This window comes from Micromonospora yangpuensis, assembly GCF_900091615.1.
In the GTDB taxonomy this organism is placed as follows: domain Bacteria; phylum Actinomycetota; class Actinomycetes; order Mycobacteriales; family Micromonosporaceae; genus Micromonospora; species Micromonospora yangpuensis.
In genome coordinates, this window is sequence record NZ_FMIA01000002.1 from 4,486,875 (window position 1) to 4,501,225 (window position 14,351).

Here is a 14,351-nt window from a genome sequence, read left to right on the forward strand (position 1 = left end):
CTCACCACGCCCGTAGGACCCGTTCACTGCCCCTCCTCGTCCAGCTCGTGCCCGGGACGCAGGAACGGCACGATCAGCCGGATCCGCTGGTCGTGCCGGTCCACCAGCAACGCCCGACCCGGTCGGGGGGTGTAGCTCAGCTGGTGCATGCCGAGGTAGAGGCCGAGTTCGCCGCCCGGCACGTTCAGCGCGACCAGGCAGGCCACGTCGTCGCGGTTCTGCGTACCGCCGATGTCCTCGGAGAGCCGACGCAGGCCCCGCCACCAGCCCAGCAGATGCACCCCGTGGCCGGGGGCCTGGCGCAACAGGGTGCGCAGGTCGTCGTAGCCGCTGCGGAAGCTGCCCGGGTCGCTGCGGCCCAGCGCCCCGCCGGCGGCGTCCACCCCGAACACCACCAGGTACGTCCGCCTTACCGCGCTGGCGGCGACCTCCGCTGGTGGACCGGCGGACGCATCCGGCGGTGCGGACGGTCCGGCGGGCGGAGCGGACGCATCCGCGGGTGGCTCGGTGAGGCTGCTGATCCGTTCGCGCAGCCCGGCGGCGTCGAGCTGCTCGACGAGGTGTCCGGCGGCGGTCAGCTCCGCGATCGTCTCGTCGGCCGCCTCGTCGGCGGCGGCCACCAGCGGGACGACCAGGAACCGCGCGCTGCCGGGGGTGTGCTGCCGGGCCAGGCTCAGCGTCGCCGCGCGAAGCACGTCCGCGCCGGTCACCGCGGTACCCACCACGGCCAGGTGCCGGCCGGGGGTGGCGTCCATGGTGAACAGGGCGGTGGTCCCGTCGACGTCGACGGTCCGGCCGACCAGGGCCAGCGGCCGCCGGCCACCCGGGCGCAACCCGGCGAAGGTGGGATCGTCCTCGACGTGCGCCGCCTCGTACCCCCGGAAGACCGCGGGTGGCCGCGAGCCCGCCGGGCGGTCCTGCCACAGCTCGTGGCGCAGGGTGGCCAGCGCGGCGGCGTCGGCGTGCGCGTCGGGGAACCGGACCACGGTGTCCGCGCCGACCTCACCGGCGGCGGTGTTGAGCACCGCCGAGCCGATCGGCAACGCCCCGGCGGCGTCGTTCGTCGCCGCCAGCACCCCGGAACCGCCGGGCAGCGCCACCCGCAACGGGAACTGCCCGAAGATCGCCTCGGCCCGGCCGTAGAGGGCCTCGATGCCACCGGTGCTCTGGCTGGCCAACACCAGGTGTACGCCGTACGAGCGGCCCTTGCGGGCCAACTCCTCCAGCAGGTCCACCGACTCGCGGGCCACCGCGTCGTTGCCGGCCAGCAGCACGTGGAACTCGTCGATCACCGCCACGATCCGGGGTACCGGGTTGTCGCGGGGCAGGTCGGCGAGCTTGGTGACGCCGTGGCGTTTCAGCGCGGCGGCCCGCCGGTTCAACTCCCGGCGCAGCTCCCGGAGCACGGCCACGCCGTACTCCCGATCGCTCTCGATGCCGACCGCGCGGGCGTGCGGCAGCCAGGACGGGTCCCGGCCGGTCGGCACGAAGTCGGTGAAGCTGACGCCCTCCTTGAAGTCGAGCAGGTAGAGCTGCAACTCGGCGGGCGGGTAGCGGGCGGCGAGACCGTAGAGGACGTCGATCAGGAAGACCGTCTTGCCCGCCCCGGTCCGCCCGCCGACCAGCCAGTGCGGGGTGGTGTCGTCGAAACCGACGGTGGCCTGCTCCCGGCCGGCCCGGCCGATGACGGTACGCAACCCGGGGCCGGCGGACTCGGCCCACCGGCGCGGCGGCAGCAGATCGGTGAAGGTCAGCGCGCCCTGCCGACGGGTGGCCGCCGCGAGGTGCTCGGCCAGGGCGTGCACCGAGGCGGCCGGCGGATCGCCGTCGAGGCGTACCGGGGCGGCCAACCCCGTACCGTCCACGCTGTACGGCCGGCCCGGCGGATCGCCCAGGTACGCCCAGCGTTCGTCGAGCCGCAGCCAGGTGGTGCTGCCCAGCGGCGGTGGCGGCTCACCGGGGGCCTGCCGGGGATGGCCGGCCACCAGGACGCAGACCGAGGCGGCCGGGCCGGCGTGGGTGAGCGCGGCCAGCCGGGCGAACTCCCGCGGCGGCAACGTCGACGCGGCGACCACCAGCAGCAGCTCCGCCCGGCCGGGCTCGGCGTGCCGGGCGTCGCGGGCGTGCCGTTCGGCCGCGTCCAGGCCGGCGGCCACCTCCGCCTCGGTGATCGCCGGTGCGGCCAGCACCCCGGCGTCGACCAGGGGACGCAGTGGGGCGAAGGTCGCGCCCAGGGCGGCGGTGTCGATCCCCCACACCCGCACCGAGCCGGGCGGGGCGGTGGCCAGCAGGCGCAGCACCACCGCCCGCAGCAGCGCGCCGACCCGGGCGTCGCGGGCGTCGACGTCCACCGTCAGGTGATGGCCACCGCCCAGCGGCGCCAGCGCCGGGAACTCGCCGTCGGGGGTCTGCGCGGCGCCGACGCGTACCGGGGCGAAGCTGGTGCCCAGCGGGGTCTGCCCGGGCGACGGGGTGCCCAGCGCGGCACCGAGCCGGGCCAGCCGGGCCACCAGGTCGGCGCTGCCGTCGCCGGCCACAGGTGGCTGGTCGGCGAGCATCCGGCGGGCGGCGGCCAACCGCTGCCGGGCCTGCCGGTGGGCCGTGATCGCCTGCCCGTACGCCGAAGCGAGCCTGCCCACCCACTGCTCCCCACGTCGCTTGTGGTCCGGTCCCCCGCGAACCCTAACGGACCGACGCGGACCCGCCCAGTCCGCAAGGGACCCCACCCCACGCCCCAGGTAAGGAAGGGCCCCTTGTTAACGACCCGGCGGTGAGAGGGGTGCCCTTCTCTACCGAAGGCGTTAACAAGGGGCCCTTCCTTACACGTGCCTAGCCGGTGACGGTGGTGAGGGCGCGCAGGTAGCCGTCGCGGTAGCCGGCGGCGTTCGGGTGGTACGCCTCGATGACCCCGGTGACGTCCCGGATCCACGGGTCGGCCGCGCAGACGCCGTGCCCGGTGAACTGGGGGCGGGTGTCGGCGAAGGTGGCTCCGGCGGCGGCGGCCCGCGCGGCGGTGACCGAGGCCAGGACGTCGGCGGCCTCGTTGAGGATGGTGCGCTTGTAGGTGCTCATCGCCAGCAGCCCGCAGGAGCCGGTCTCGAACAGTCGCGGGTAGCCGAGCACGATCAGCCGGGCGTTCGGGGACCGCTGTTTGATGGCGGCGTAGGTGCGGTCCAGTCGGGCGGGCAGCGTGCCGGTGATGAAGGCCTTCGCCCCGTCGACGGCGCTGGTGCAGGACGAGGTGCTGCCGAACCGGCAGCTGGTGATGACGTCGACGAATCCGGCGTCGTTGCCGCCGATGGTGATGGTCACCAGGGTGGTGCTGGTGCTCAGTGAGTTGACCTGCTTGCTGAGCACGTCGTCGGTGACCGCGCCGCCGCAGGCGGGGAACGTGAAGCTGTCCACCGAGTTGGCGGCGGCCCAGAGCGGGGCGTACGACTTCTGGCTGCGCAGACAGCCGGAGAGGTCGTACGGGCCGGCGCCCACCCCGGAGGAGTACGAGTCGCCGAGGGCTACGTAGTTGACGGCCGCGGCTGCCTGGGCGGTGCCGGGGACGAGGAACGCGCCGACGACGGCGGTGAGCAGGGCTACCAGCGCGGTGAGGGCGCGGGCCAGCGGGCGGTGGGGCATGGACGGACCTCCACGGACAGGGGGTGGTGGATCCTCGAAGCCGCGCGCGTGGCCGAAGGGGTCGGTGGTTACCGAGCGGTAATGCTATCGAAACATTTCCATCGAGGGAATAGCCGACCTGGGATGATGTCTGAGGTGGCGGGCCCACCGGTCCGCGTCCGGAGACCACGGGGAGTGTCATGGGCAAGACGTACGACAGCATCAGCGGGCGGCTGCGCGCCTTCGTCGAGGCGCAGCCGATCTTCTTCACCGCGACCGCGCCACTGGCCGCCGACGGCACAGTCAACCTGTCCCCCAAGGGGCTGGCCGGCTCGTTCGCCGTCCTCGACGAACACACCGTCGCCTACCTGGACTTCGCCGGCAGCAACGCCGAGACCGTCGCCCACCTGCGGGAGAACGGCCGGATCACGCTGATGTGGTGCGCCTTCGACGGCCCGCCGAACATCGTCCGGATCCACGGTCGGGGCGAGCCGGTGTTCCGCGACGATCCACGCTGGCCGGACCTGCTCGCCCACTTCCCGCACATCGACCCCGCCCGGCACGGGCACCGGGCGATCATCGTGGTGCACGCCGAGCTGATCCGCGACACCTGCGGGTACGCCGTACCGCTGATGACCTACCAGGCCGACCGCGACCTGCACGCACGGCGCTTCGGCCGGGAGGACGACGAGTCGCTGGACGCCTACTTCACCGCCAAGGAGCACGTCGGGACCAGCATCGACGGCCTGCCCGGCCTGCCCCTGCCGTTGCCACCCACCCCACCGGCCGGGCAGCCGTCCCCAGCCGCCGGGTAGCCCACCCCGCCCGCCGGACAACCGTCCCGACCCGCCGGACAACCGTCCCGACCCGCCGGACAACCGTCCCGACCGGCCGGCGAGCCGTCCCGGCCGGCCGGGTGAGGTGTGACGGGCGCGGACCCGCTCCGCCGGTGGTCACCGGCGGAGCGGGTCCGTAGGTCGCGGGTGGGTGCCGGTCAGCGGGCGGCCAGCGGCTGGGCGGCCGGGTCGACCGGAGCCGGCAGCCGACCGTGCCCGCCGAGGTGGGCGTGGATGGCGGCGGCTGCCGCCCGCCCCTCGGCGATGGCCCAGACGATCAGGGACGCGCCCCGGTGCATGTCACCGGCGACGAAGACCCCGTCGGCGGCGGTCTGCCAGTCCGGCCGGGCATCGAGGGCGCCCCGGGCGTTGCGGGTCACCCCGAACTGTTGCAGCAGCGGCTGCCGTTCGGTGCCCTCGAAGCCGATCGCCAGCAGCACCAGGTCCGCCGGCAGCTCCCGCTCGGAGCCGGGTACCGGGGTGACGATGCGCTGGCCGGCGCGCTTCTCCACGGTCACCTCGGCGATCCGGACCGCCCGGACCTGGCCGGTGCCGTCGTCGACGAACTCCTGCACGGCCGCGGCGAAGACCCGCTCGCCGCCCTCCTCGTGCGCCGGGTAGCTGCGCAGCACCCACGGCCAGGTCGGCCAGGGGTCGCGGGCGGCGTCCCGGGCGCTCGGCGGCTCCGGGTAGAGGTCGAGCTGGTACACCCCGGCCGCGCCCTGCCGGTGGGCGACACCGAGGCAGTCGGCGGCGGTGTCACCACCGCCGATGATCACGACGTGCTTACCGGCGGCGTCGATCGGGGTGCCGTCGGGCAGCACCGCGGTGGCCGGTCTGCCGCCACCGGCGGCCGTCGCCGAACCGCCGCCGCCCGCGGCGGCGACCACCCGGTTGGCCGCGACCAGGTGCGACATCGCCTGGTGTACGCCCCGCAGCGCCCGTCCCGGCGTCGCCGGGGTGTCCCGGCCGGCGAGCGCGCCGCAGGCCAGCAGCACCGCGTCGTACTCGGCGCGCAACTGCCGGGCGGTGACGTCCACGCCGACCTCGACCCCGGTGCGGAACTGCACGCCCTCGGCGGCGAGCTGGGCCAGCCGCCGGTCGATGTGTTCCTTCTCCAGCTTGAAGTCGGGGATGCCGTAGCGCAGCAGCCCACCGAGGGCGTCGTCACGCTCGAAGACGGTGACGGCGTGGCCGGCGCGGACCAGTTGCTGGGCGGCGGCCAGGCCGGCCGGTCCGGAGCCGACCACGGCGACCCGACGGCCGGTCGGGGCCGGCACCGGCTGCGGGGCGAGCAGGCCCCGCTCGACCGCCGCGTTGGCGATCTCCACCTCGACCTGCTTGATGGTCACCGGCTCACCACCACCGATACCCAGCACGCAGGCGGCCTCGCAGGGCGCCGGGCAGAGTCGCCCGGTGAACTCCGGGAAGTTGTTGGTGGCGTGCAGCGAGTCCACCGCCGCGTCCCAGGCGTCGGTACGGACCAGGTCGTTCCAGTCCGGGATGCGGTTGCCCAGCGGGCACCCCTCGTGGCAGAACGGGATGCCGCAGTCCATGCAGCGGGTGGCCTGCTCGCGGATCAGCTCCGCGCCGGCCGGCGGGTACACCTCACGCCAGTCACTGATCCGCACCGGCACCGGGCGGCGGGCCGGCAGCCGCCGGTCGTAGCGCAGGAAACCGTTCGGGTCAGGCACGAGCCACCTCCTGGGCCACCGCCGGCGACGCGGGCGGTACGGACGCGTCGGACGGCGCCGCCGGGGCAGCTGTCGCCGCCAGCGCGCTCATCACCGCGTCGTCGACGTTCTGGCCGGCGGCTTCGGCGGCCTGCATGATCTCCATCACCCGGCGGTAGTCCCGGGGTACCACGGCGGTGAACTCCTCCACCGCCTCCGGCCAGCGCTTGAGCAACTCCTCGGCGACCGCCGAGTCGGTCTCGGCGAAGTGCCGCTGGACCAGCTCGTGCAGCTCGGTGCGTTCGGCGTCGCGCAGCGGGGCCAGGTCGACCAGCTCGGCGTTGACCCGGCGACGATCCAACCGCCAGACGTACGCGGTGCCACCGGACATGCCGGCGGCGAAGTTGCGGCCGGTCGCGCCGAGCACCACCACGGTGCCGCCGGTCATGTACTCGCAGCCGTGGTCACCGACCCCCTCGACCACCGCCACGGCACCGGAGTTGCGCACCGCGAACCGCTCGCCCACCCGGCCACGCAGGAACAGCTCGCCGGCGGTGGCCCCGTACAGGATGGTGTTGCCGGCGATGATCTGGTCCTCGGCCCGCTCCCCCGGCCCGGCCGTGCCGGCGACGAACGGCGCGGCGGCGTCCGGGCGGACGACGAGCCGCCCGCCGCTGAGGCCCTTGCCGACGTAGTCGTTGGCGTCGCCGTGCAGCCGCAGGGTGACCCCGCTGGGCAGGAACGCGCCGAAGGACTGCCCGGCGGTGCCGCGCAGCACGAACTCGATGGTGTCGGTGGGCAGGCCGGCCCCGCCGAAGCGGCGGGTCACCTCGCCGCCGAGCATCGCGCCGACGCTGCGGTGCTCGTTGCGCACCGCCACCTCGACCCGGACCGGCTGCCGGTCGGTGAGCGCCGGCTGCGCCAGCGCGATCAGCTCGTTGTCCATGGCCAGTGCCAGGCCGTGGTCCTGGGCGCGGATCCCCCGGCGGGAGGCCCCCTCGGGCAGCTCCGGCAGGTGCAGTACGCGGCCCAGGTCCAGGCCCTTGGCCTTCCAGTGGTCCACCGCCGGGGCGACGTCGAGCAGCTCGGTCCGGCCGATCGCCTCGTCGATGCTGCGCAGGCCCAGCTCCGCCAGGTAACCCCGGACCTCCTCGGCGAGGAAGAGGAAGAAGTTCTCCACGAACTCGGGCTTGCCGGTGAAGCGTTCCCGCAGCACCGGGTTCTGGGTGGCGATGCCGACCGGGCAGGTGTCCAGGTGGCAGACGCGCATCATCACGCAGCCGGCGACGATCAGCGGTGCGGTGGCGAAGCCGAACTCCTCGGCCCCGAGCAACGCCGCGACCAGCACGTCCCGGCCGGTCTTGAGCTGGCCGTCGACCTGCACGGTGACCCGGTCGCGCAGCTTGTTGAGCAGCAGCGTCTGCTGTGCCTCGGCCAGGCCCAGCTCCCACGGGGTGCCGGCGTGCTTGAGGGAGTTGAGTGGGGACGCGCCGGTGCCGCCGTCGTGCCCGGAGATCAGGATGACGTCGGCCTTGAGCTTGGCCACGCCCGCCGCGACGGTGCCGACGCCGACCTCGCTGACCAGCTTGACGTGCACCCGGGCGGCCGGGTTGACGCACTTGAGGTCGTGCACGAGCTGGGCGAGGTCCTCGATCGAGTAGATGTCGTGGTGCGGCGGCGGGGAGATCAGGCCGACGCCGGGGGTGGCGTGCCGGGTCCGGGCGATCCACGGCCACACCTTGTTGCCGGGCAGCTGCCCACCCTCGCCGGGCTTGGCACCCTGGGCCATCTTGATCTGCAGGTCGTCGGCGTTCACCAGGTACTCGCTGGTCACCCCGAACCGGCCGCTGGCGATCTGCTTGACCGCGCTGCGCCGGGCCGGGTCGTGCAGCCGGTCGACGTCCTCGCCGCCCTCGCCGGTGTTGGACTTGCCGCCGAGGCGGTTCATCGCCACGGCCAGGCTCTCGTGCGCCTCGGCCGAGATCGACCCGTACGACATGGCGCCGGTGGCGAACCGCTTGACGATCTCGCTGGCCGGCTCGACCTCCTCGATCGGCACCGCCGGGCGGACGCCGGTCCGGAGGCTGAACAGCCCACGCAGCGAGCCGGTGTGCGCGGCCAGCTCGTCGACCTTGGTGGTGTACTGGCGGAACACGTCGTACTGGCGGCTGCGGGTGGCGTGCTGGAGCAGGAAGACCGTCTCCGGGTTGAACAGGTGCAGCTCGCCCTCGCGGCGCCACTGGTACTCGCCGCCGACCTGGAGCCGGGTGGGCGCCTCGACGCCCGGCGCCGGCCAGGCGCGCGAGTGCCGGGCGGCGACCTCGGTGTGGATCTCGGCCAGCCCGATCCCGCCGATGGTGCTCGGGGTGCCCCGGAAGTAGCGGTCGACCAGCCGGCCGTCCAGGCCGACGGCCTCGAAGACCTGCGCCCCGCAGTACGAGGAGACGGTCGAGATGCCCATCTTCGACATGATCTTCAGGACACCCTTGCCGAGCGCCTTGACGTAGTTGCGGACCGCCGTGCGCGGCTCGACCCCCGGCAACGCGCCGGTGGAGATCATGTCCTCCACCGACTCGAAGGCCAGGTACGGGTTGACCGCCGCCGCGCCGTACCCGATCAGCACGGCGGCGTGGTGCACCTCGCGGCAGTCGCCGGACTCGACGATCAACGCGACCTGGGTCCGGGTCTGCTCCCGGACCAGGTGCTGGTGGACGGCGGCGGTGAGCAGCAGCGACGGGATCGGGGCCAACCGGGAGTTGGAGTCCCGGTCGCTGAGCACCAGGATGCGTACCCCGTCCTCGATGGCCTCGGAGACGTGCCGGCAGATCTCGGTGAGCCGGGCCCGGATCCCCGGACCGCCGTCGCGGACCCGGTACAGGCCGGAGACCCGGACGGCCTTGAAGCCGGGCAGGTCGCCGTCCTCGTCGATGGAGAGGATCTTGGCCAGCTCGTCGTTGTCGATCACCGGGTGCGGCAGCACGATCTGCCGGCAGCTCGCCGGGGAGGGGTCGAGCAGGTTGCCCTCCGGCCCGATGGTCGAGGCCAGACTGGTCACCAGCTCCTCCCGGATGGCGTCCAGCGGCGGGTTGGTGACCTGGGCGAAGAGCTGGTGGAAGTAGTCGTAGAGCAGCCGGGGCCGCTGCGACAGGGCGGCGATCGGGGTGTCGGTGCCCATCGAGCCGATCGGCTCGGCACCGGTACGCGCCATCGGCGCCAAGAGGATCTTGCGCTCCTCCTCGGTGTAGCCGAAGGTCTGCTGCCGACGCCGCACCGAGTCGTGGGTGAAGACGGTGTGCTCGCGGGCGGGCAGGTCGTCCAGCTCGATCAGGCCGGCGTGCAGCCAGTCGGCGTACGGCTCGGCGGCGGCCAGCTCGGCCTTGATCTCGGAGTCCTGGACGATCCGCCCGTTGACCGTGTCGACCAGGAACATCCGGCCGGGCTGCAGCCGCCCCTTGGCGACCAAGGTGGCCGGGTCGAGGTCGAGCACGCCCGCCTCGCTGCCCAGCACCACCAGCCCGTCGCTGGTACGCCACCAGCGGCCCGGGCGCAGCCCGTTGCGGTCCAGCACCGCGCCGACGATCTCACCGTCGGTGAAGGCGACCGAGGCCGGCCCGTCCCACGGCTCCATCAGGCTGGCGTGGAAGCGGTAGAAGGCCCGCTTGTCCGGCCGCATGTCCGGATCGTTCTCCCAGGCCTCCGGGATCATCATCAGCACCGCGTGCGGCAGGCTCCGGCCGGCCAGGTGCAGCAGCTCCAGCACCTCGTCGAAGTTGGCCGAGTCGCTGGCGGCGGGGGTGCAGACCGGGAAGAGCCGGCGGATGTTGCCCGGAATGTTCGGGCTGCGCAGCAGCGCCTCGCGGGCCTGCATCCAGTTGCGGTTGCCCCGGATGGTGTTGATCTCGCCGTTGTGCGCGATCAGCCGGTACGGGTGCGCCAGCGGCCAGGACGGGAAGGTGTTGGTGGAGAACCGGGAGTGCACCAGGGCGATCGCGCTGGTGACCCGCTCGTCGGTCAGGTCGGGGAAGAACTCCGGCAGCTGGTCCGGGGTGAGCATGCCCTTGAAGACCATCGTCCGGCCGGACAGCGACGGGAAGTACGCCGGCACGCCCCGCTCGGCGGTCTCCCGCTCGACCTGCTTGCGCAGGCAGAACGCCACCCGGTCGAGGTCGATGCCGGACAACGGCGAACCCGCCGGGCCACCCGGGGAGCCGGTCAGCCGGTGCGCGGCGAGGAAGACCTGCCGGACCCGGGGCATCGCCGTCCGGGCGGTCTCACCCAACCCCTCGGGGTTGGTCGGGACGTCCCGCCAACCGAGCAGGTCGGCCCCCTCGACCAGGGCGTACTTGTCGACCACCCGGCGGGCCTGGGCCTCGGCCGCGTCGTCGTCGGGCAGGAAGACCAACCCGGTGACGTACTCGCCGGCGGGCGGCAGCGGGAAGTCGACCACCTCACGCAGGTAGGCGTCCGGCACCTGGATCATGATCCCGGCGCCGTCGCCGGTGTTCGGCTCCGCGCCCCGGGCACCCCGGTGGTCGAGCCGGCAGAGCGCACCGAGACCGCCGGCGACGACCTGGTGGGAGCGTCGGCCGTGCAGGTCCGCCACGAAGGCCACACCGCACGCGTCGTGCTCCTGGGCAGGGTCGTACAGCCCGGCCGAGGTGGCGGGGCGCGGCGGGTCGAGAGGGTACGGGAAAACCACCGGGTCTCCTGTCGTCACTCAGGTGCTGATCACGGTCGGGACGACGTCGGCCCTGCGGGGTCTATTGAGTCTACGTTAGGGGCTGCCGCGCAAGGCCAGTGCAGATTGATCACACTTCCAGTACGTGGGACAGGTAGTCTCGCGCGGTGGATTCCGTACCCGCCGCACTCTTCGACCGCCTTGAATCCTTCTACGACGCGGTGCCCCGGGATGCCGCCCGTGCCGAGGAGCATGGCGGCCTGGTGCTCTTTGTCCGGGAAGGCCCAGGGTGGCCGTTCTACGCGCGGCCCCGACCCGGTGCCACCGAGCCGGCGTCGCTGGCCGACATCACCAGCGTACGCCAGCGGCAGCGCGCCCTGGGGCTGCCCGAGGCCTTCGAGTGGGTGCACGAGCAGCATCCCGACCTGCTCGCGGTGGCCCGCTCGGCGGGGCTGGACGTGCTGGAGGCCCCGCTGATGGTGCTCGACCCGGCGGCACTGCCCGATCCGGGCACGCTCAGCGACGTACCGGTGCGGTTGTTGACGCCCACGGCACCGGACTTCGCCGCCGACGTGGCCACCCGCCGGGCGGTGGCCGCGGTGGGCTTCGCGGCCACCGGGACGGCCCCGGGCCCGGCCGGGCCGGCCGAGCGGGAGGCCGCGCGGATCGAGCTGGAGGTGGCCGCCCTGGACGAGGAGGCGGTCCGGGTCGCCGACGGACGGCGGTTGTCCGCGCTCGCGGAGGTCCCCGGCCAGGGGGCACTGGCCAGCGGGATCGCCATGCGGGTCGGGGACGTGGCCGAGATCGCCGGGGTGGCCACCCTGCCCTCGGCCCGCCGACGGGGCCTGGGGGCGGCGGTGACCGCGACCCTGGCCGACGCGCTGCGGGCCGCCGGCACCGAGCTGATCTTCCTCAGCGCCGGCGCTCCGGAGGTCGCCCGGATCTACCTACGGGTCGGGTTCCGCCGGATCGGCACCGCCTGCCTGGCCGAACCCGCCGCCCTGGTCGGCTGACCCCGAGCCCGCCGACGCCGCCGCACGCGGCACGGTTGCCGGCGCGATACCGGACGGCTACCGCACCGTCCGGCAGGTCACGCCGGGAGGACCACCCGGGGGTCACTGTGGTGGACGCCACCGCTCCGCCACCGTGGCGGCCCGGCCCAGCAACCGGGGGGTGACCGCACCGAGGGCGGCGTCCCGGGCCCGCAACGCGAGCCGGCCCCGGGTCTGCAGCACCGCCGACATCCGGCGGGTCTGCCGCACCACCGTCGCCGCCCGGGACCGACGGGCCCGGTCGTACGCGGTGAGCGTGTCCGGGAGGCTGAGCTCCCGGGCCAGGCTCTGCAGGGTGGCCGCGTCCTCGAAGGCCAGACACGCCCCCTGACCCAGGTGCGGGGGCATGGCGTGCGCGGCGTCGCCGAGCAGGACCACCCCGCCCGGCCCGGCGGGGAAGGCGTACGTGCGTGGCAGCGGGCGCAGTTCACGGATCTCGCGCTGGACCAGGGCCGCCGGATCGGTGGCGGCGAGCAGCCCGGCGACCGGCTCGGGCCAGCCGGCGTACCAGCGCCGCAGCAGGGTGAGCTGGGTCTCCGGCGGCTCCGGCCGGGGTGCTCCGGCCGCCGTGGCGATCCAGTGGACGCCGCCCCGCCCGGTCGAGGAGTGCCGGCCCAGTGGCGCCGACACGAAACGGTAGCCGGCCCCGAGCACCTCGCCACCGGCCGGACGGTCCGCCACCGCCGGTGGCACCTGGTACCAGGGGACCACCGCCGCCCAGGTGACGCAGCCCGAGCTGACCACACCGGTGGCGGGTGCGAGCTGCCGACGGAGCACGCTGTCCGTGCCGTCCGCGGCGACCACCAGATCCGCGGTGAACGTCTGCCGCCCGTCGCCGACCACCGGCCGCTCGCCCGGCTCGGCCCGCACCGAGCGGATCGTCACCCCGGTCCGCAGGTCCACCCGGTCACCGAGGGCGGCGATCAACGCGTCGTACAGGTCCTCCCGGTGCGCGACCAGCGGCGTCCGCTCCGCCGACGCCGGACGGGGCTGCACCAGCCACTGCCCGTCCGGCCGACGGACCCCACCGTCGGGCAGCGGGGTCGAGATCGCCGCGAGGGCGGCGTCGAGACCGAGCGCCCGCAGCGCGCGTACCCCGTTCGGCCAGAGCACGACGGCCGTCGGCTCCGGGCGGACCCGGTCGGCCCGTTCCAGGAGGGTCACCTGCCAGCCGGAGCCGGACAACGCGCCGGCCACCGCGAGGCCGCCGAGTCCGGCCCCGACGACCACCGCGCTGCGCATCGCCGCCGCTCCCCCGCTCAGCTGTCGCGTTCGGTGCGCGGACCGGTGCCGCCCTTGGCGGGGGCCGTTCCGTCCGCCTCGGTACCGGTCACCTGGGTCCCGGCCACGCCGGACGCGTCACCGGGACCCGTCGGGTCGTCCGGGTCGTCCGGATCGGTCGGGGCCGCCTCGGCCGCCGGCTGCCCGGACTTCTCGTCGGGAACCGCACCGGTCTCCTGGTACGCGCGGAACTGTTGCTCGTCGACCACCCGGTAGCCCTGTGGGGCGGCGGCCGCGGCACCGGCTTCCCGCGCCGAGAGGTCCACCTGGGAGACGTCCCCACCGGCACCGACCGGGCCGGGCGCCGCGGCGACACCGATCGGGATCAGGAACTCCCGCGGGCCGCGTACCCGGACGAAGTAGATCAACGCGCCGAGGAAGACCAACGCGGAGGTCCAGACGTTGAGCCGCAGGCCGAGGATCGTGTTGGCGTCGTCGGTGCGCATCAGCTCGATCCAGAACCGGCCGACGGTGTAACCCATCACGTACACCGCGAAGGCCCGGCCCCGGCCCAGCCGCAGTCGCCGGTCGAGCAGCAGGACCAGCGCGACGACGCCGAGGTTCCAGAGCGCCTCGTAGGCGAAGGTCGGGTGGTAGAGGCCCGGTTCGAGGATCGGTTGACCGGCATCGTCGCGCAGCGCCCGACCCGGGTTCTGCGGATCCATCCGGTGGATCTCCAACCCCCACGGCAGGGTGGTCCGGCCGCCGTACAACTCGTTGTTGAACCAGTTGCCCAGCCGGCCGATGGCCTGCGCCAACGGCAGGCCCGGGGCGAGCGCGTCGGCCACCACGGTCAGCGGGATGCCGAGCTGCCGGGCGGCGAACCAGGCGCCGACCGCCCCGCCGGCCACCGCACCCCAGATGCCCAGGCCACCCTCCCAGACGAAGAACGCCTTGATCGGCTCACCCCCGGTGCCGAAGTACTTCTCCGGAGAGGTGATCACGTGGTAGATCCGGGCCCCGACGATGCCGGCCGGCACCGCGTACACCGCGATGTCCAGCACCGCGCCGGGAGCCACCCCACGCTGCCGCAACCGCCGCTCGGTGACCCAGCAGGCCACCACGATGCCCAGGATGATGAAGAGCGCGTACGCCCGCAGCGGCACCGGACCGAGCTGCCAGACCGCGGTGCTGGGGCTGGGCAGGGCCGCCTGGGGAGACAACGAGACGAGAGTCACGGGTGCACACGCTACCGCTGCCCTCCCTTCCCCCGGCACCCCGG

Annotated in this window: 8 protein-coding genes; 2 read left to right on the top strand and 6 right to left on the bottom strand. The window is 74.1% G+C overall.

Annotation, left to right across the window (positions count from 1 at the left end):
* Window positions 1-23 precede the first annotated feature (23 nt).
* Complete coding sequence (locus GA0070617_RS20225) at window positions 24-2,639, bottom strand: FtsK/SpoIIIE domain-containing protein (protein WP_091440962.1); 2,616 nt, start codon at window positions 2,637-2,639, stop codon at window positions 24-26.
* 190 nt (window positions 2,640-2,829) lie between these two features.
* Complete coding sequence (locus tag GA0070617_RS20230; RefSeq protein ID WP_091440965.1) at window positions 2,830-3,630, bottom strand: SGNH/GDSL hydrolase family protein; 801 nt, start codon at window positions 3,628-3,630, stop codon at window positions 2,830-2,832.
* A 179-nt stretch (window positions 3,631-3,809) separates the two neighbouring features.
* Here GA0070617_RS20230 and GA0070617_RS20235 point away from each other — a divergent pair, with 179 nt between their 5' ends.
* Window positions 3,810-4,424: a pyridoxamine 5'-phosphate oxidase family protein gene (locus GA0070617_RS20235; protein ID WP_091440969.1), complete on the top strand. Its 615-nt coding sequence runs from the start codon at window positions 3,810-3,812 to the stop codon at window positions 4,422-4,424.
* Between the two features lie 179 nt (window positions 4,425-4,603).
* Here GA0070617_RS20235 and GA0070617_RS20240 read toward each other — a convergent pair whose 3' ends face one another.
* Together GA0070617_RS20240 and gltB are read right to left on the bottom strand one after the other, a co-directional pair.
* Window positions 4,604-6,139 carry a glutamate synthase subunit beta gene (locus GA0070617_RS20240; protein ID WP_091440972.1) on the bottom strand — a complete coding sequence of 512 codons (1,536 nt, stop codon included), beginning with the start codon at window positions 6,137-6,139 and terminating at the stop codon, window positions 4,604-4,606.
* Window positions 6,132-10,817 (bottom strand): glutamate synthase large subunit, encoded by a 4,686-nt coding sequence (gene gltB / locus GA0070617_RS20245; RefSeq protein ID WP_091440975.1) that lies wholly within the window; start codon window positions 10,815-10,817, stop codon window positions 6,132-6,134. Before gltB ends, GA0070617_RS20240 begins: the two co-directional genes overlap by 8 nt.
* Before the next feature lie 146 nt (window positions 10,818-10,963).
* Between gltB and GA0070617_RS20250 the strand changes: the two genes are divergently transcribed.
* Complete coding sequence (locus GA0070617_RS20250; RefSeq protein ID WP_091440978.1) at window positions 10,964-11,809, top strand: GNAT family N-acetyltransferase; 846 nt, start codon at window positions 10,964-10,966, stop codon at window positions 11,807-11,809.
* Window positions 11,810-11,911: 102 nt separating this feature from the next.
* Here GA0070617_RS20250 and GA0070617_RS20255 read toward each other — a convergent pair whose 3' ends face one another.
* Window positions 11,912-13,090: an FAD-dependent oxidoreductase gene (locus GA0070617_RS20255; RefSeq protein WP_091440979.1), complete on the bottom strand. Its 1,179-nt coding sequence runs from the start codon at window positions 13,088-13,090 to the stop codon at window positions 11,912-11,914.
* Window positions 13,091-13,107: 17 nt separating this feature from the next.
* Window positions 13,108-14,307 carry a prolipoprotein diacylglyceryl transferase gene (lgt, locus tag GA0070617_RS20260; protein ID WP_091440982.1) on the bottom strand — a complete coding sequence of 400 codons (1,200 nt, stop codon included), beginning with the start codon at window positions 14,305-14,307 and terminating at the stop codon, window positions 13,108-13,110.
* Window positions 14,308-14,351 lie beyond the last annotated feature (44 nt).

Bases quoted from the DNA above. Each gene is read 5' to 3' on its own strand.
- GA0070617_RS20230 (WP_091440965.1), bottom strand. From the start codon at position 3,630: ATGCCCCACCGCCCGCTGGCCCGCGCCCTCACCGCGCTGGTAGCCCTG.
- GA0070617_RS20235 (WP_091440969.1), top strand. From the start codon at position 3,810: ATGGGCAAGACGTACGACAGCATCAGCGGGCGGCTGCGCGCCTTCGTC.
- GA0070617_RS20255 (WP_091440979.1), bottom strand. From the start codon at position 13,090: ATGCGCAGCGCGGTGGTCGTCGGGGCCGGACTCGGCGGCCTCGCGGTG.